This is a genomic window from Desulfurococcus sp., assembly GCF_038881575.1.
Classification (GTDB): Archaea; Thermoproteota; Thermoprotei_A; order Sulfolobales; family Desulfurococcaceae; genus Desulfurococcus.
On the sequence record NZ_JAVZPN010000007.1, the window covers coordinates 97,716 to 114,384 of the forward strand.

Sequence of the window (16,669 nt, forward strand, 5' to 3'; positions counted from 1 at the left end):
AGATCAAGATATAACTTAGGTGATTCGGAATGCCGGCAACGATAGAAGAGACAGTTAAAGTAGACTCAAAGGGCAGGATAACCATACCAATAGCTGTGAGGGAGCTCTTCGATATAAGGGAGGGAATGTACATGCTGATCATAGCTGATAAGGAATCACGGGAGATAAAACTAGTCCCGCTGCCTGTGGCAGCCAGGCTAGCTAAGCTAAAACTACTTGTCGAGGATAGGACAGGCGTCCTTGCTGAGTTAACCAGGTTTATTGCAAGCCATAACGTTGACATAGTGTCAACTAAGTGTGTTGTGTTGAAGCGCGAGGAGCTTGGAGAATGCGAGATGATTATTGATATAAGTAAAACTGGTTGGAGCGATCCATCCATAATAATAGAGAACCTTAAGAAGCTAGAGCCAGTTAAAAACGTTGAGCTAGCACAGCTAAACATTTAAACCTGGGCCTGCCCTAATGGTTCCCAGCGTAATCAGAATAGGATGTTGTGGATTCCCGGTGTCAAGGAAAAGATACGTTAAGGAATTCAATGTGGTTGAACTCCAGAATACTTTTTACAATCTACCATCCATAGAATGGTGTAGGATGCTCCATGAATCCCTTCCACAGGGCTTCGAGATAACTATTAAGGCGTGGCAGGCAGTAACACACCCACCAACCTCGCCGACATGGAGGAGAATGAGGAGTAAGCCTAGGGGAGAGCTCTCAAACTACGGGTACTTGAAATATACTAGGGAGAATATTGATGCCCTAACAGAGATCGTTGAAAGGGCTAGAATACTTGGAGCCGGGGTAATAGTTTTTCAGACACCCTCGAGCATGCCTTGCGACAAGGAGAGCCTTGAAAACGTTGATCGCTTCTTTAAAGAGGCAGTTAATATTGCCGGCAGGGATGTGAAGCTCGGATGGGAGCCCAGGGGAGAATGCGGTAGACGAAGAGAGGTTTTAGAGTTGATCAGGGAGAACGAGTTAATACATGTTGTAGACCCATTCAAAGCAATGCCGGTAAGCCTGCCTGGTGGAGTAGCATATTTCAGGCTCCACGGGATCGGAGGAGAAGTTAACTACAGGTATAGGTATAGTGATGGAGACCTCATGGAGCTCTATAAGTTGATCACTAAGCTGAATCCCCGCGTAACATATGTTATGTTCAACAATGTATACATGTTCGAGGATGCTTTAAGGTTCAAGAAACTTGTTGAATCAATGAAAACATGATGAACGCCCTATCCGGGCGACCGTTTAAACGGGATGAGCATTAACGAACCCTGTCTGACCCAGTGCACAGCTAATCGTTAACCATCCTTAACCATTGCCGGGGCTTGTTTTCACACTAGCTGAAACGTATTTGAGCAGGGATATTTTCCTACTTAACTCGGCCTCCAGCCTATAAACCTCCGTGCTTGTGAGACAATTTCTTAAAGCACTGCCAGGCAGTATCCATGTCGCAGGGTTTATCCTGCCCCATACCACTTTAGCGAGTATCCTGCTCCCTCTCCTCACCACGTATATAAGCTCGTTGCCAACCTCTATAACCGGGGTTCTGGCCACTATATTTTGCACTGGTAGGATAGCCCACGCTTCTACACATATTGTTTTAAATAATGGGGCAGCCTCGTTTAAGGCTGATATAATATTCCTCACCGAATCATCGGCTTCCTCTAGTTTAAACCTGTAAACAGCCCTCACCGAGTCCGGGGTTAGAATAGTTGTTGCAAACCCCCTGCTTCTAAAGTACTTCTCCAGCCTTGTAACCCTTCCGATTTCGCAGACAACATCTACTAGTACCGTGGCTACCGTGCTCATTGAACCACCTTTCTCAAAGTTATGAATCAGCCGGGGACAACTTCTTCACTGCTTCAGGGCTAGATTGCTCATCACTATTATAGTATAGATTCAACACAGGCTTAAATCCTGTATACCTGGAGGCATTTGTTGAGTCAGAAACACGGACCTTCTTCACTAATCCGTGAAGTGGCGATTCATCATCTTTAATAACGTAAGGTTATTAAGGATTAATATGCTTTAGTAACACGGCTTAGAGGTGATAGCAGTGTCCACGCCGTTTTCAAGGAAAACAATGATATTGATACAGGCGATCTCCATATTATTGTTTGCACTAGTCTCAGCCGCCATCCCTAACTATGCTTTCATAATATTCCTATTATACTTCTTAGTGTTCATGTTTCTCGCTATGAGGGCTACTACGAGAACCATGAAGATCCCTCCAAGAAATGAATTAGGTTCACCATTATTCAAGGAGCTCAACGCCCTCCAAGTAATGTTATCCGATAAAATGTTCCAGGCTGAGATGAATAGGCAGATGAAGCTTATGTTTGTAAACCTCGGACTAGTGTTCCTCTTATTCATCCTACTCCCGGTATATAATAGCTACATATGGCCCTTCATTAGCGGGGCCTTAGGGTTGACCGGCGAGTCTATCCTAGTAAACTTCACACGGTTTCTAGGGCTATACCTATTCTTCATAGGTGTTATGCAGGGCATGCGATACATGCTTATACGTGGACAGTCTTCAACGCCACCGGTTATCCCTGCTAGAGTGTTCGCAGTATATAAGAAAGGCGTGGTATTGGATGAAAGGCAATTCGTAAAGTTCACAGAGGATATATGCTTTAGAGTCGACCACGATAGGAAATTCGTAGAACTCGTGAACACCAAGGGTAACACTGTTTTAACCAGACTATACACTCTTGAGGTTGGAAAGCTCACCGAGAAACTAAGGGAGGCAGGTGTAAATGAGTGTAAACAATAGGCATAAATGTGTGGTTTGTGGAAGAATATTCCCGAGGGGACAGGGCATAGTAATCAATAAGGAGGGTGTTGTCTTGGAATTCCATAGCTCCAAGTGTGCATCCAAGTTCTTCAGTATGTTACTGGAGAGAATACCGTTCGAAGAGGTATCACCATATATTAGGAAACTCATTAATGAATTCAATGAGTTAAACGAGCAGAAGGCAAGGGCCAGGGCTAAGAAGATATAGTTTGAAAACTATATATTCTCCATTATACAGTGGAGATAATTGGATGAGGATCACTTGCCCCCAAGCGACCTTGGATAGGGATGAAGAAATTACCGCGGACTGACAGTCTTGATCGAATCCCCCAGGCTTATTTCGCTTAATATCTGTTAAGCCGTAATAGCGCTATCCCAGAGGCCTTATGCTTTATATGGTGCAATAATAAATATCTTAAACTAGGTGAGGTAGCCCTCGATCACTGAGCTAGGTGATGAGGGCAGGGTTTAGCCGAGGTTTTAACATTTCGCATGCGTGCCAACCTTCTCCCTGATCCTCTCCAATGCTTCATCGCTTAGCCCGATATTGTCCAATACCTCCAGTGCCTTCCTAAATGCCTCGTCATCGCTTGATGCCTCAACGTTGACTACTATATTCGTGCCTTTGACACATAACCTATAGCGTTGCTCGTTTAGTAAACTATATTTCTCTAGTATGATTAGGTCTCTGGATGAAACCATCTTAAGCCCCCTGGATCTCATTAAGGGTTTTCCTGAGTATAGAGTATGTTTCTTGGAGACTTATGGGAAGGGTCTTGACCCCGGCTATCACACCCATGAAATTTGTATCACCGACCCAGCGGGGTACTACGTGTATGTGTATGTGTCCAGGTACCCCAGCCCCGGCGACCCTGCCGATATTGACTCCAATATTGAAGCCGTCCGGGTTGAATGCCTTCCTAATAATCTTCATTGATAGCTTAACTAGTTTAACCATCTCTAGTAAGGCTTCATCGGGGAGATCTTCGAGGCTTCCTACGTGGTCGTATGGAGCGATCATTACATGGCCGGAGTTATAGGGGTATGCATTCAATACTATGAATGAGTATACGCCTCTATAGACTATGAGTGCTTCATCATCGTTCATGGACTTCAACCGGCAGAAAAGGCATTCACCAACCTCCTTCTCCCCACTGTTGAACCGCTTAATATACTCGTACCTCCATGGATTCCAGAGGATCCTCATCTAGCAGAACCCTTCGAGGTGCTTCATTATCCCTTATAGACACCAGCTTTAAAAACATATGTATCCTTATCCACCGGGTTAGGGACATCCCAGCAACAGGAGAGCACAGAGTCCTAAACCACTTGTTTTTAAGTAATTTATTGAATCATAAAACTAGTGGTTTCAGAAACGTTTTCCAGGTGTTTCACTATGGGTGAGACCCCGGTAGAGAAATACAGGGCTATTAGTCCAGCCGAGTTCTTCTACAAGTACCGTGAGATAGCTGGATTCTCCAATCCAGCTAGAGCTATTTATCAGACTATCAGAGAGCTAGTTGAGAACGCCCTCGACGCCACGGATGCGCATGGCATAATGCCTGATATAAAGATCTCTATTAGGAAGGTGGATGAGATACAAGAATTCTATAGGATCACTGTTGAAGACAATGGTATAGGGATACCTCCAGATGTAGTCCCAGATGCCTTCGGCAGGGTGTTATTCAGTAGTAAATATGTGTTAAGGCAGACACGTGGAATGTATGGACTTGGAGTGAAGATGGCTGTCCTCTATGGGCAGATGACCACTGGGAGACCTGTAGAGGTGATCACAAGTAAACCGGGTTTTAAGAGGATATACTACTTCAAGCTCAGAATAGATGTTAATAGAAATGAGCCGGTGATAATTGAAAGAGGCTCCTGGAGGAAGAACAGAGAGTGGCATGGAACCATAGTATCCATAACCATAGAGGGGGATTGGAGTAGGGCGAAGCCAAAGATTAAGGAATACTTGTTTAAGACGGCTATAGTGACTCCCTATGCCAACATAGTGGCGTTGACCCCTGATGACGAGATAATATACTATCCGAGGATAATAGATAAAATACCTAGGCCACCTCTCGAGGTCAAGCCGCATCCCCACGGCGTAGACCTCGAGCTCCTGAAGCAGATTATTTCGAGCCATAACTACACTAGTGTCGAGGAACTACTTATCAAGGGATTCCAGAGCATTGGGGATGCAACAGCTAAAAGCATCCTGCAGCAGGCCGGGATAGACCCTGGTAAACTCGTCTCAGAGCTCTCGGATAACGAGTTGCTATCGCTGGTTAACACGCTTAAGTCCATGAAGGATATCAGGGCTCCCTCGATAAAGGCTATTTCACCTCTTGGAAGCGATGTAATTATAGCTGGCTTGAAACGTGTATTCCAACCCGAGTTCGTCTATGCTGTCTCAAGACGTCCACAGGCATATCAGGGACACCCCTTCATCGTCGAGGCAGGTATAGCCTATGGTGGTAAGACGCCGATGAGCGATGATGATAAGCCAATAATACTTAGATATGCGAATAAGATACCATTGCTCTACGATGAGGGAAGCGATGTCACAACGATGGTTGTCAAGGAGGATATAAGCTGGGACCACTACATGGTCAGCTTCCCAGCCCCCATAGCAATACTTGTACATGTGTGCAGTACAAAAATACCCTTCAAGGGTGTTGGGAAGGAGAGCATAGCAGATGTCCCCGAGGTTAGGAAGGAGATAAAGCTAGTACTCATGGACGTGCTCAGAGAGCTTAAGAAATATCTTTCAAAGAAGGCTAAAGAAGAGGAGTTGAAGAAAAGGGCTGAGCATCTGGCAAAATATATCCCGGAGGTGGCTAGAGGGCTCTCGGTGATAGTAGCGAATGGTAGTAAAGACTTCGAGGTGAAGCTGGTTCAAAAGCTGGTCTCAATAATATCTAAGCGTACAGGTATACCTGTACCCGAGATACAGCAGGTACTTGAATCAGTTAGAATAGGGGCTTAGGTGATTGTATAATGGTGTCAGCAATCGATCTTGAGGCGAGGAAGAAGGCTGCTGAGTTAATGAGAAAAATATTCATGAATATAGTAAGTGAGATAGAAAGGGAAGGACGCCCAGTACTCGTGATGCCTAAGAGAACCCTCTCCAACACCATCTACGACTATAAGAATAAGCTCCTCCTGCTCGGCCCTGAGACATCGAAGAGAAGCTTCACGGATGTCAATGAAGCAAGGAAGTTCATGCAAACGGTTCTCATGGCCTCGATAATTTATGATTCACTAGTTAACAACGAGTACCCCACTATCCGTGACCTCTACTACAGGGGGAAGCATAGTATAAGCTATAGGAGCGGAGGGAAGGAGGTCCATGAAAACACGTGGGATGAGCAGAAGGAGTCGGATGGAGTGATAAGGGATCTAGAGGTATATCTCAACGTCTTAAGGGAGGAACTCCTCATACTCAGCAAGGAGAAGGGTAAGGTTGTAGGAAACCTCGTTATAAGGAGTGGTGATGACGTGATAGATTTAAGCCGTATGGGGCATGGTGCGTACTCAATTGAGCCTACCCCCGACCTAATAGAGTTCAAGGATGTTGACGCAGAGTATATCCTAGTAGTTGAGAAGGATGCGGTTTTCCAGCAGTTACATAGGTATGGCTTCTGGAAGAAGCATAAGGCTATATTGATCACTAGTGCGGGCCAGCCTGACAGGGCTACAAGACGTTTCCTGAGAAGGCTCAGCGATGAGTATAATCTACCAGTGTACATCCTAGCCGACAGCGACCCCTATGGGTTTTACATATATAGCGTCTTCAAGATAGGTAGTATAACACTGTCATATGAAAGCGAGAGGCTTGCAACACCCAGGGCTAAATTCATAGGGGTCATGATGACCGATGTCTTCGGGGATGACATCTTCAGGGAGATACTCAGGGACAAGGATTCCAGGAGCAGGTTAAACTCCATTGTTAAGGGGCTAGATAAGCTGGGTAAGAAGAAGCCCTACCTCTCAGAGGCAGAGAGAAGGAACTATATAATCAAGGCTAAGCAGCGAGATCTAGAGAGAGCGGTAGAGCTAGTGGGCTACGATATAGCGGATGTATGCCTTGACAACACAGAGTTGAAGAGCAAGCTGAAGAAGAAAGAAGGATTAACAGGCTACCCATGGTTCCAGACACCGGAATGGATCAGAGAGCTCTGCATATTCTTCAGAACACTGAGCAAGCTTGAAATAGAGGCGATGGCGAGCAAGGGATTGAAATTCCTAGCTGACCATTATATTCCAGAGAAAATATCCAGCGGGGACTGGATAGATTAGGGGTTTAGGTTTCATCGTGGTTTATGATGGTTGATTTCGCTGCTAGCCTCATCACCCATTGTCTTCTCTCCACGCTGCCTACGGGAGCCTGCCTCTCCTCGGGTGAATAGGCTGTTTCATTAAGCGGTTTCTCCCCCTTGCAACTGCTCACCAAGTTCATGGTGATGCCCTCAATATAGGTAATGGCTGAAAAACTATAAGTTATTGCATACATATAACACCAGCATACCTCGATATCAACAACTATAAATCTACATAAAAACGAAATATCGTCAAGAGGCATTGTTCTCGGGGCTATTTGCTTGAACCAACCTTCTCCCGCTCTGGAGAACAGGATTTTCAGTTGTAATTGTATTCAGTTGAGACAGGTTTTATCATCCTTTTAGTCAATCCCGTGGTTTCATCACTGTTGATTTTTAATCTTCATAGACCTATTAATAGATTTAAATAACTTGGGGGTGGTTTCCATGGGTTACTGGGTTTTAAAGTGTAGGGAGTGCGGTATCGAGTGGAAACTACATGTTAGTTTTCCATTGAAGAAGGAGTTTAAGCAGTTATATCACTACTGCCCTAACTGTGGGAGGAATACTTTCCACGAGATACTTGTTTACGTTGAGGAGTAGGATGCGGGGAAAAACTATTGTTTATACGAGAATAGGGGTCTGGATGCAACGCTAACTGGGAGAGTCATCTCTACCCTGGGATACCCCTTGACTTCTTCCTCGAGTAGCTTTATGAATTCCTCCAGCCTCATAACCCGTTGATCATTGCTTCTCCTCACTCTGACGTTGATGGTTCCAGTACTAACTTCTCTCTCACCCACCACTATTATGTATGGTATCCATTCTTTTCCGGCATCCCGTATCTTCTTCCCAAGGGTTTCATCCCTGTCGTCAACGTCTACCCTGAATCCATGTGAGAGTATCTCGCCGGCTATTTTGAAGGCATATTCGTTATACTCTTTTGAAACAGGCACTATTCTTACTTGAACCGGGCTCATCCAGGTTGGTATGTACGGGGTTTGACCGCTTGCCTCTATTAATGCCGCAGTATCCAATACCATGTAGATATATCTCTCAACACCGCCCAGCAATGCGGTATGTATTATGACTGGGTGGTGTTTCTCCCCCTTCTCATCTACGTAGACTATATTAAACCTCCTACCGTTCCCCACGTCTATCTGGAAGGTTGCTATCTCCCTCGGCCTCTTCAGGTTGTCTATTATATGGTATTCAACGTTGAGTACCCAGTAATATATCCCTGATGGTATCACCGCGAGGAGGACAGGATATTTCTCCCTCTTAACGAACTCCACTAGTTTATCCCTATACTTCTCCAGGAATTCATTGGTTATATTGTATAGTGCCACATAGCTTCTCCCAGCCTTCCCAGCCTCCTCCTGTATCTTGGCTTGAACCCTCATAGATACGTCGATCGCTTCACCTATGTTCCTGGTTAAGATATGGAGGTCTGGCATGTAGAACTTTCTCAGCCTGAAACATAGGGCTAGTTCACCGCGTTGCTCAAGCCTGTAACTGTCGGCTACCTCGAACACGCCGAAGGGGAGGTCCTTATAGCTTATAACCCAGTCCCTGAGCATCGCGAACTGTTGATGGCATGCAGCATACCTGAGAACAAAGCGGTCTTCATCCAACTGGACCTCATATAATCTATCACCGAATAGGACAGCATGCTCATACACGGGTTTCTCCTTAAGGTTGAACATATTGCTACCCATGACTTTGAAGACCGGTATACCTAGGCTCTGGGCAACTATCCATGAGTACCTCATTACAGCCTCCATTATTGCAGCTGCATAGGGTCCATACCTCATGTGTCCATGGTCGCTCATCGGCTCCCATTCGAACCCGAACTTCCTACAGTACTCGTTTACCCTATTCTCGCCACCGGTGAGTTCTTTGCCGAATACCTCCTTATCCACGAGGATCTTTAACTCCGGGTAGTTGGTGTAGTCGAAGCTTGATGGATCGTGCAAGCTACCATCAGGAGTCATAATGTAGAACTTCTTCTCGATCATCCTCTTCACGGCAGTCTCAGACTTCTTAATGGTCTTCGAGAGCTCGCTTAACGGGTGTCCATAGCATTCAAGAGTAAAGGACTTGTACCATCCAAACGGGGCCTTATATACTTGTAAACCGGTGTTCTTCAACGCGGTGTAGAAGATGTTGAGTATTTTTACAGCCTCGAATGGCGGGGCGAGATCCGGTGAGAGATGTGCGTAGGGATATAGTAGTATTGAGGATGCCTTAACCTGATTGAATACGTTGATCACCTCGTCGACGGCACTGGATATTATGGATTCATCATCACCCCTCTCAATACTAGTGAAGACCACCAACACGTTTTCAAGAATGGGGGTCTTTCCGCCGTCTTCCAAGGGCTCTGGTTCCTCTACAGCTGGCTTAACAACACTATAGCTAAATCTACGCGCATGAACAAGTAGCATCCTCAATGTGGACACCTTTTATCTAAGTGTTTATCTAGGAGGATATTAAAATATGTATTTAATATATTGATTTACCATTATATACAGAAGGTTATGTGACCACGTTATCCTATATTAGGCTAGAAAACAATAATTTAGAAAAGGTGCTGGATTCATGAGTGAGGAGAAGGAAACCGTAAAGGAGCGTTCCTCGGGCTTCATCTCTGTGAGGGATATACCTGGCGTAGGATCCAGTATAGCTGATAAACTAGAGGCAGCTGGATACTTATCGGCCTGGAGCATTGTTGTTGCACGCGCGGAGGAGTTGGCTGAGAAAACCGGACTACCAGTTCTCACTGTTCAGAAGATCATTGAGAGTGCACGGAAGATGCTGGGTATAACGTTTAAGACTGCTAGGGAGGTTAAACAAGAGAGATTGAATATCGGGAAGATCACGACGGGGAGTAAGAGCCTTGATGAACTACTCGGTGGGGGAGTCGAGACGAAAACCATCACAGAGTTCTTTGGTGAATATGGATCCGGGAAGACGCAGATTTGCCACCAATTGAGTGTAAATGTCCAATTAACCCCTGAGAAAGGCGGCCTCAATGGTAGGGCTGTCTACATTGATACAGAGGGTACATTCCGCTGGGAGAGGATAGAGGCGATGGCAAGGGCCATCGGCTTAGACCCCGATAAAGTCATGGATAATATATATTATATGAGAGCATACAACAGCGATCACCAGATAGCTATAGTGGACGAATTATTTACATTTGTGCCGAAGAATGATGTCAGGCTAGTTGTACTTGACAGCGTTACAAGCCACTTCAGGGCTGAGTACCCTGGTAGAGAACACTTGGCCGAACGCCAGCAGAAGTTAAACTCCCACCTACACCAGTTAATGAGGCTGGCTGAAGCATACAATGTTGCTGTAGTTGTGACAAACCAGGTAATGGCTAGGCCGGATGTATTCTACGGTGACCCAACAACAGCTGTAGGAGGACATGTCTTAGCTCATACACCTGGGGTAAGGGTTCAGCTAAGGAAGTCTAAGGGCAATAAGAGAATTGCAAGAGTAGTTGATGCTCCTCACTTGCCAGAGGGGGAAGTAGTATTCGTGATAACTGAGGAGGGCATCAGGGACTCCGAGGAAGAGTAAGAGTATGTGCGATCTGTGATCTAATACACTGTCTTTTAACAATTATTGCTGGATGAATCAACCCTGGGTTGATTATGCTACAGGATGAGCTCGAGTAATCTAAGGATAGGGGCATCCCCGACGAGAAGAAATATTATGGTTCCGAGGAACAGTGGGATTATGTAGGGTATCCCGTATGAGACCCATACATATGTCGTATCAGGAACCACGTCGCTTTCGATAAGCCTTTTAAACATCTCCCTATATGCCCTGGGATCTTCTTCTTCGACATCATAATGTAGTCTATAAGTGGTTTTCACACCGTTATCCTTTAACTCTATGAGTGTTAATGGATAGTAGAACTCTGTCGCCAAGTATTCATTCAGCCTCATTGGTTTAGCTATGAATGGATAGATAAACCTGTATTTCAAAGGCACCTCCTTTAACAAGCTCCTATACCTGATTAGGGTGTAGACTCCGTATAGTAGTGAGACCAGCACTATGGATAAAGTAGAGTATACCGTGATCGAGAGCGATGGAGGTAGTAGTGACCCTGGTAGAAGGCTTGAATGAGGTGGCACAGGGTATAATAGGGCTAGTGAGAATACAACGTAGACATCTCCCTCACCCATTAATCCGGCTAGATACATTGCTATGAATAAAGCTGGAACCATGAATGAGAATGCGAGGTATAGTGGAGGGGGTTTATACATATAGATGGTTAGGGAGCAGAACACTATGGAGCCACCGGTGAATACGTAGACTAGGTTATCACTTATCTCGCGTCTCCTGTAATCCTGTATAGAGAACACGAGTAAAAAGCCGAGGACATAGATTATTTTAATAGCCTCTACTAAGTTGGATAACTCGTACTGCATAGTCAATCACTAGTATCCTCCGGCCTTCTCCCCACCTTAAGCATGGTGTCTTTCAGCCACGATCCTCCATTATCTTCTTCAGGTTCTCCTCGAAGGGGGGATATACAATTCCTTTCTCAGTTATTATGGCTGTCACGAGGTCTGGATCGGTTATGTCGAATGCGTAGTTTAACGCGTTTACTTCTTCAACCGTTATAAGCTTATCCAATACATATTTCACCTCCCTTGGATTCCTCTCCTCTATCACCACATCATTAATGCTACTCGACAAGTCTATTGTACTAGTGGGTGCTGCAACGTAGAATGGTATATTGTTCCTTTTCGCGGCCAGGGCTATCATATACGTGCCTATCTTATTAACCACATACCCCTCCTTCGTTACTCTGTCTGCCCCCACTATTACAGCGTCTACTAGCCCTCTCCTGATGACGTAGCCAGCCATGTTATCGGTTATTAATGTAACCGGTATACCCTCCTTCCAGAGCTCCCACACCGTTAACCTAGCTCCCTGTAGCATGGGGCGGGTTTCAGTAGCTATAACCTTTATCTTCTTGCCCTTATACCATGCAACCCTCATAACTGCTTCAGCTGTCCCGAAGGCAGATGTGGCTAGTGCTCCGGCGTTGCAGTGTGTTAGTATAGTGGCGCCATCCGGTATTAGCTCGGCGCCGTACTCGCCGATCCTTATATTAGACTCTATATCCTCCCACATTACTTTAAGGGCTTCATCCAGGATCCTCTTAGCTATCTCGCTTGGTGAAGTATTTTTCTCCACGTTTTCTTCAAGCATCTTCCTCAACCTATTTAATGCATAGAATAGATTGTGTGCTGTGGGACGGGTTCTCCACAACGTATCTATGGCTTTCCCCACACTTATAGCGAAGTCTTCTAGAGGTAGACCACTTACTTCAACAGCATAGCTTCCAACCGCTAGGGCAGCAGCGACACCTATTGCCGGCGCCCCCCTTATCTCCATCTCGATGATTGCCTTGGCAACTCTCTCAGGGCTGTTGCTGCAGTAGACCTCTTCTTTAAATGGGAGTTTAAGGGTGTTCACCCAGCATACAGCGTTGGATTCTTTATCGTACCATACAGCCCTTATTTTAAGTGGGTAGGGTGTGTCCATTGTCAAGTCACATCACCTAATTCAGATAACACGATATCTTAAGCTTAAATTATAACCTTGAAACCCGATACTAATGCTTGATACAGCAAGGTGTTTAAGTTGAGTAAAGTGAATGGTTTCGAAGTAGTCTTCAATGATGAGGCGTGTACGGCGTCGACAAGCGATCAAAGAGTAGTCAACATGCTTGAGGAGAGATGGATCGGTAAGAAACGAGGCAGAGAGCTTATCCTGGAGCTCGTCGAGGTCGCTTACTTAATCCTTGAGGGAAGGGCTAGTGTGAAGACCATGAATGGCAAGTATATTCGAAGCCTTAACGAGCTTATGCAACATGAATACAAGTGCTTCAAGGACTTCTTCTGGCCCCAGTTACTCGTCTACAAGGATTTAAGGGATAGAGGTAGGAGGGTGAGGGTAGTAGATCAGGAGAGGTTTCTCATTAAAGATAAGTCAGGTGATTTAAGGCTGGTACTGGTTCTCGAGGAGAAGAAGATGAGAGGTATAACGGATATAATGAGGGAGGTGGAGAACGCTAGAAACAATAGTCTTCAACTAGTTTTAGCAATAGTTAGCCTCCAGGGAGATATAACATACTATGAGGCAAACAAGATAACATTGGAGGTGGTTTAAACGGTGAGTGAGGAAGATGTATTGAACCCCCCGAGGGGGATGAGGGATCTAACAGGTGTCGATGCTGAGTTACACGAGTACATGGTTGAATTATTTAAGGAGACAGCTAGGCAAAACGGATTCAAGCCTATTATAACGCCTACGGTAGAGTACTTTAGGTTATTCGAGAAGAAGAGCGGCGAAGAGATAAAGAGGTCTATGTACGTTTTCCAGGATAAAGCCGGTAGAACACTCGCGTTAAGACCCGAGGTCACGGCAAGCGTTGTTAGAGCGTATCTTAAGGAGATGAGGTCTCAGCCTAAACCCATTAGGCTATACTATGTAGCCCAGTGCTTTAGATACGAGGAGCCGCAGAAAGCAAGGTACAGGGAGTTCTGGCAGGGGGGATTAGAGATCATAGGCGACCCTGATATAAACGCTGATGTCTCAGCCGCTTTCACGGCCAGTAGCTTCCTGGAAGAGCTTGGTGTGAAACACTACTATGTAGTAGGCAATGTAGCAACCTACAGGGTCATCATGGATAGAATAGGTATCCCGGAGGAAACACAGGACCTGGTGTTACACTTAATCGATAAGGACAGGGTTAGCGAAGCCCTTCAGGTGCTCAGGGATAAAACTAGCAGGGAGGACATCGTTGAATTATTCGGGAGGCTCCTGAATAGCGGGATAGATGAAGCATTAAGCGTTATAATGGACTTCAGGGAGCTGGGCGAGGGATATTCTATCATAGAATCCGAGCTGACTAAGACAAGGGAGTTCATAGAGTTGTTGAATCAAATGGGGTTTAACGCTGCATACGAGCCTAAGCTGGTTAGGGGGCTGGCCTACTACACCGGGTTGATCTTCGAGTACAAGACAAGTGGTGGATTAAGTGTGAGCATTGGTGGGGGCGGTAGATACGATGGATTAACCAGGGTGTACGGGGGAGAATACGAGTATTCTACCGGTTTAGCACTTGGACTGGATAGAATTATGCTGCTACTGGACCCCAGTAAGATACTTCCCAGTAAAACCACCGTGCTCATCTCAATACTAGAGGGTGTTCCACTTAAAGCCGGGTATGAACTAGTGAGGCGAATCAGGGTTGAAGGAGTTGAAGTAATCCCGTATAGAGCACGCTCGTTATCCAAGGCGCTGAGCCTGGCGAACAGGATTAACGCTGGATTAGTAGTGATAATTGGTAGGAGAGAGTATGAGTCAGGCTCTATAACAGTAAAGAATATGAGCACAGGTGAGCAGAAATACATGGGGTTAAACGACATCGATGCATTCTTGGATTACATCAAGGGCGCCGGGATGCAGCAGCCCCGGGATGATGCGGGCTAGGCATGTTTTACCCGTGTTTATTAACCCATTTACGTAAACCATAATGATAGAGTTGTAAAAAGGTGCATTTCTATGACTAGGGTAAGTCTTGAGAAGATAAGCGAGTATGAGTGGAAGATACCTAGGAAGTATAAGCCCTGTATGAAGACTGATGCTGTGGTCTTCGCGGATGAGTACCTGCTCGATAAAATGGAGAGCGATTTAACTTTAGAGCAAGCGGCGAATGTTGCATGCCTGCCAGGTATAAGGCTATACTCGTACGTGATGCCCGATGGACACCAGGGCTACGGGTTCCCAATAGGAGGAGTAGCCGGCTTCGATGTCGAGGAAGGGGTGATAAGTCCTGGGGGAGTTGGATATGATATTAACTGCGGGGTAAGAGTATTAAGGACCGAGTTAGATATGAATGATGTCAAACCCCGCTTAAAAGACCTCGTTGAAGCGTTATTTAGGAATATACCAAGCGGCGTCGGCTCCACGGGGCATTTAAGGCTGAGCTTTAACGAGCTCGACGACGTGTTGAATAGGGGTGTTGAATGGGCTGTAGAAGCCGGGTTCGGGTGGAAGAGGGATTTAGAACACATCGAAGAAAACGGTAGGATGAAGAGCGCTGATGCCAGTAAGGTGAGTAAGGTAGCCAAGGAGAGAGGCCATGAACAACTAGGTACACTTGGCGCGGGCAACCACTTCCTCGAGATACAAGTGGTTGAGGAGATATATGATCCCGAGGCCGCTAAGGTGATGGGTATAACGAGGATAGGGCAGGTCACATTAATGATCCATACTGGTAGCAGGGGCCTTGGGCATCAAGTGGCAAGTGATTACTTAATGATAATGGAGAGGGCGATGAGGAAGTATGGTATACAGGTACCTGATAGAGAGCTTGCAGCACTACCATTTCAATCCAATGAGGCACAGGACTACTTTAAAGCCATGTCAGCCGCAGCTAACTTCGCCTGGGCTAACAGGCAGATTATAACGCATTGGACAAGGGAGAGCTTTAAGCAAGTGTTCAAGAAGGATCCAGAGGCTCTTGGAATAGAAATAATATATGATGTAGCACACAACATTGCTAAGATAGAGGAACATGTTGTAAATGGCGAGAGATACAGGGTAGTAGTACACAGAAAAGGGGCTACAAGAGCGTTTCCGCCCGGTCACCCCGATATACCCGGCGATTATAAGTCTATAGGTCAGCCAGTGTTAATACCGGGTAGTATGGGTACTGCAAGCTACATACTCCTGGGTACGGAGAGTGGGGCAAGGACATGGTACAGTGCTCCACATGGGGCGGGTAGATGGCTCAGCCGTGGAGATGCCATCAGATCCTATAGCCCGGATAAAGTAGTGGATGAGTTAAGCAGGAAGGGAGTAGTATTAAAGGCGGCTACTAGGAGAGTTATAAGTGAGGAGGCCCCCGGCGCATACAAGGATGTTGACAGGGTTGTACTAGTAGCGCATAAAGTAGGGATTGCAAGGCCCATCGTGAAGATGCGTCCAATAGGTGTTGTAAAAGGATAATGGATGCCTATCTACATGTTTTTCTATACTTGGATTACTAGCTTGGTAATAGGCTTTAGGATTCTTAAGTTACTGTGGCTGTTGAACATTTATTAGGGCTCGGGAGCTGATGTGTCTCGCGGAACCGGCGGGCTCTTGGTGAGGAATGAGGTCATTACACCCCTGGTTCACCAATGACTCTGGAATATGGATTGCAAAGCCATCTGAAGACCCATTAGAAGCTGGCAGTATAGGTGTCGGTATAAACCTAGCACTCTATGCAAGAGCGGTAGCTACTGAAGCCCCCTGCGAAATACAAGTGAATGGTTTACGGTTCTTTGTTGATCAGGCCAGGGATGTGTGTGCGAAGAAGCTGGTGCATCTGTTAAAACCCAGCTGACCTCCTCCCCGCCCTAAAGGGCGAGGGTTCCCTCTTGGGCGGTTCATTAGTTTGGGGCTGCATACCCGGGCTCTCCTGCCCGGTTTAGCCCCGGGCCGGGTCTCCGGCCCGTTACCCCTATCC

The 16,669-nt window shown here is 45.9% G+C and carries 20 protein-coding genes; 12 read left to right on the top strand and 8 right to left on the bottom strand.

Features of this window, described 5'->3' with window-relative positions:
- Positions 1-29 precede the first annotated feature (29 nt).
- Together QXV08_RS07770 and QXV08_RS07775 are read left to right on the top strand one after the other, a co-directional pair.
- Positions 30-446 (top strand): ACT domain-containing protein, encoded by a 417-nt coding sequence (locus tag QXV08_RS07770; RefSeq protein WP_014768087.1) that lies wholly within the window; start codon positions 30-32, stop codon positions 444-446.
- Positions 447-462: 16 nt separating this feature from the next.
- Positions 463-1,224 carry a DUF72 domain-containing protein gene (locus QXV08_RS07775; protein ID WP_342788178.1) on the top strand — a complete coding sequence of 254 codons (762 nt, stop codon included), beginning with the start codon at positions 463-465 and terminating at the stop codon, positions 1,222-1,224.
- An 87-nt stretch (positions 1,225-1,311) separates the two neighbouring features.
- On the opposite strand, the gene QXV08_RS07780 is transcribed toward QXV08_RS07775, so the two are convergent.
- Both QXV08_RS07780 and QXV08_RS07785 read right to left on the bottom strand, forming a co-directional pair.
- Positions 1,312-1,812, bottom strand: coding sequence for a hypothetical protein (locus QXV08_RS07780; RefSeq protein ID WP_342786273.1), 501 nt, complete (start codon positions 1,810-1,812; stop codon positions 1,312-1,314).
- Between the two features lie 19 nt (positions 1,813-1,831).
- The gene (locus QXV08_RS07785) at positions 1,832-1,969 is read right to left on the bottom strand and encodes a hypothetical protein (RefSeq protein ID WP_342788177.1); all 138 of its coding nucleotides are present in this window, start codon (positions 1,967-1,969) and stop codon (positions 1,832-1,834) included.
- A 90-nt stretch (positions 1,970-2,059) separates the two neighbouring features.
- Here QXV08_RS07785 and QXV08_RS07790 point away from each other — a divergent pair, with 90 nt between their 5' ends.
- Both QXV08_RS07790 and QXV08_RS07795 read left to right on the top strand, forming a co-directional pair.
- The gene (locus tag QXV08_RS07790; protein WP_342786272.1) at positions 2,060-2,779 is read left to right on the top strand and encodes a DUF2208 domain-containing protein; all 720 of its coding nucleotides are present in this window, start codon (positions 2,060-2,062) and stop codon (positions 2,777-2,779) included.
- Positions 2,763-3,008, top strand: coding sequence for a hypothetical protein (locus QXV08_RS07795; protein WP_342786271.1), 246 nt, complete (start codon positions 2,763-2,765; stop codon positions 3,006-3,008). The genes QXV08_RS07790 and QXV08_RS07795 overlap by 17 nt, the downstream gene beginning before the upstream one ends.
- 272 nt (positions 3,009-3,280) lie before the next feature.
- On the opposite strand, the gene QXV08_RS07800 is transcribed toward QXV08_RS07795, so the two are convergent.
- Positions 3,281-3,502, bottom strand: a complete 222-nt coding sequence (locus QXV08_RS07800) for a hypothetical protein (RefSeq protein WP_342786270.1) — start codon at positions 3,500-3,502, stop codon at positions 3,281-3,283.
- A gap of 1 nt (position 3,503) precedes the next feature.
- Positions 3,504-4,007, bottom strand: a complete 504-nt coding sequence (locus QXV08_RS07805) for an HIT domain-containing protein (protein ID WP_342786269.1) — start codon at positions 4,005-4,007, stop codon at positions 3,504-3,506.
- Positions 4,008-4,196: 189 nt separating this feature from the next.
- Here QXV08_RS07805 and QXV08_RS07810 point away from each other — a divergent pair, with 189 nt between their 5' ends.
- Complete coding sequence (locus QXV08_RS07810) at positions 4,197-5,789, top strand: DNA topoisomerase VI subunit B (RefSeq protein WP_342786268.1); 1,593 nt, start codon at positions 4,197-4,199, stop codon at positions 5,787-5,789.
- Between the two features lie 11 nt (positions 5,790-5,800).
- Positions 5,801-7,102, top strand: coding sequence for a DNA topoisomerase IV subunit A (locus QXV08_RS07815; protein WP_342786267.1), 1,302 nt, complete (start codon positions 5,801-5,803; stop codon positions 7,100-7,102).
- Between the two features lie 4 nt (positions 7,103-7,106).
- Here the strand turns inward: QXV08_RS07815 and QXV08_RS07820 are convergent, their stop codons facing one another.
- On the bottom strand, positions 7,107-7,316 hold the full coding sequence (locus QXV08_RS07820; RefSeq protein WP_342786266.1) for a hypothetical protein: 210 nt from the start codon (positions 7,314-7,316) through the stop codon (positions 7,107-7,109).
- Between the two features lie 253 nt (positions 7,317-7,569).
- Here QXV08_RS07820 and QXV08_RS07825 point away from each other — a divergent pair, with 253 nt between their 5' ends.
- A complete protein-coding gene (locus QXV08_RS07825; RefSeq protein ID WP_012608884.1) occupies positions 7,570-7,725 on the top strand; it encodes a hypothetical protein in 156 nt (51 codons plus the stop codon).
- Between the two features lie 14 nt (positions 7,726-7,739).
- On the opposite strand, the gene QXV08_RS07830 is transcribed toward QXV08_RS07825, so the two are convergent.
- Positions 7,740-9,575, bottom strand: a complete 1,836-nt coding sequence (locus QXV08_RS07830) for a threonine--tRNA ligase (RefSeq protein ID WP_342786265.1) — start codon at positions 9,573-9,575, stop codon at positions 7,740-7,742.
- Positions 9,576-9,723: 148 nt separating this feature from the next.
- On the opposite strand from QXV08_RS07830, the gene radA reads away from it, so the two are divergent.
- A complete protein-coding gene (radA, locus tag QXV08_RS07835) occupies positions 9,724-10,710 on the top strand; it encodes a DNA repair and recombination protein RadA (RefSeq protein ID WP_342786264.1) in 987 nt (328 codons plus the stop codon).
- 77 nt (positions 10,711-10,787) lie between these two features.
- Here the strand turns inward: radA and QXV08_RS07840 are convergent, their stop codons facing one another.
- Together QXV08_RS07840 and mtnA are read right to left on the bottom strand one after the other, a co-directional pair.
- On the bottom strand, positions 10,788-11,567 hold the full coding sequence (locus tag QXV08_RS07840) for an A24 family peptidase C-terminal domain-containing protein (protein WP_342786263.1): 780 nt from the start codon (positions 11,565-11,567) through the stop codon (positions 10,788-10,790).
- Positions 11,568-11,619: 52 nt separating this feature from the next.
- Positions 11,620-12,693: an S-methyl-5-thioribose-1-phosphate isomerase gene (gene mtnA, locus QXV08_RS07845; protein WP_342786321.1), complete on the bottom strand. Its 1,074-nt coding sequence runs from the start codon at positions 12,691-12,693 to the stop codon at positions 11,620-11,622.
- A 108-nt stretch (positions 12,694-12,801) separates the two neighbouring features.
- Here mtnA and QXV08_RS07850 point away from each other — a divergent pair, with 108 nt between their 5' ends.
- The 4 genes from QXV08_RS07850 (at position 12,802) to QXV08_RS07865 (ending at position 16,546) form a co-directional block, all read left to right on the top strand.
- Positions 12,802-13,320 (top strand): endonuclease, encoded by a 519-nt coding sequence (locus QXV08_RS07850; RefSeq protein WP_342821468.1) that lies wholly within the window; start codon positions 12,802-12,804, stop codon positions 13,318-13,320.
- A 3-nt stretch (positions 13,321-13,323) separates the two neighbouring features.
- Positions 13,324-14,646, top strand: a complete 1,323-nt coding sequence (gene hisS / locus QXV08_RS07855) for a histidine--tRNA ligase (RefSeq protein ID WP_342786261.1) — start codon at positions 13,324-13,326, stop codon at positions 14,644-14,646.
- A gap of 72 nt (positions 14,647-14,718) precedes the next feature.
- Positions 14,719-16,167 carry an RtcB family protein gene (locus QXV08_RS07860; protein WP_342786260.1) on the top strand — a complete coding sequence of 483 codons (1,449 nt, stop codon included), beginning with the start codon at positions 14,719-14,721 and terminating at the stop codon, positions 16,165-16,167.
- Positions 16,168-16,312: 145 nt separating this feature from the next.
- Positions 16,313-16,546, top strand: a complete 234-nt coding sequence (locus QXV08_RS07865) for a hypothetical protein (protein ID WP_342786259.1) — start codon at positions 16,313-16,315, stop codon at positions 16,544-16,546.
- Positions 16,547-16,669 lie beyond the last annotated feature (123 nt).

Bases quoted from the DNA above. Each gene is read 5' to 3' on its own strand.
- radA (WP_342786264.1), top strand. From the start codon at position 9,724: ATGAGTGAGGAGAAGGAAACCGTAAAGGAGCGTTCCTCGGGCTTCATC.
- QXV08_RS07820 (WP_342786266.1), bottom strand. From the start codon at position 7,316: ATGTATGCAATAACTTATAGTTTTTCAGCCATTACCTATATTGAGGGC.
- QXV08_RS07825 (WP_012608884.1), top strand. From the start codon at position 7,570: ATGGGTTACTGGGTTTTAAAGTGTAGGGAGTGCGGTATCGAGTGGAAA.
- QXV08_RS07775 (WP_342788178.1), top strand. From the start codon at position 463: ATGGTTCCCAGCGTAATCAGAATAGGATGTTGTGGATTCCCGGTGTCA.
- mtnA (WP_342786321.1), bottom strand. From the start codon at position 12,693: ATGGACACACCCTACCCACTTAAAATAAGGGCTGTATGGTACGATAAA.
- QXV08_RS07805 (WP_342786269.1), bottom strand. From the start codon at position 4,007: ATGAGGATCCTCTGGAATCCATGGAGGTACGAGTATATTAAGCGGTTC.
- QXV08_RS07795 (WP_342786271.1), top strand. From the start codon at position 2,763: ATGAGTGTAAACAATAGGCATAAATGTGTGGTTTGTGGAAGAATATTC.
- QXV08_RS07780 (WP_342786273.1), bottom strand. From the start codon at position 1,812: ATGAGCACGGTAGCCACGGTACTAGTAGATGTTGTCTGCGAAATCGGA.
- QXV08_RS07810 (WP_342786268.1), top strand. From the start codon at position 4,197: ATGGGTGAGACCCCGGTAGAGAAATACAGGGCTATTAGTCCAGCCGAG.
- QXV08_RS07770 (WP_014768087.1), top strand. From the start codon at position 30: ATGCCGGCAACGATAGAAGAGACAGTTAAAGTAGACTCAAAGGGCAGG.
- QXV08_RS07865 (WP_342786259.1), top strand. From the start codon at position 16,313: ATGAGGTCATTACACCCCTGGTTCACCAATGACTCTGGAATATGGATT.
- QXV08_RS07840 (WP_342786263.1), bottom strand. From the start codon at position 11,567: ATGCAGTACGAGTTATCCAACTTAGTAGAGGCTATTAAAATAATCTAT.
- QXV08_RS07860 (WP_342786260.1), top strand. From the start codon at position 14,719: ATGACTAGGGTAAGTCTTGAGAAGATAAGCGAGTATGAGTGGAAGATA.
- QXV08_RS07800 (WP_342786270.1), bottom strand. From the start codon at position 3,502: ATGGTTTCATCCAGAGACCTAATCATACTAGAGAAATATAGTTTACTA.
- QXV08_RS07815 (WP_342786267.1), top strand. From the start codon at position 5,801: ATGGTGTCAGCAATCGATCTTGAGGCGAGGAAGAAGGCTGCTGAGTTA.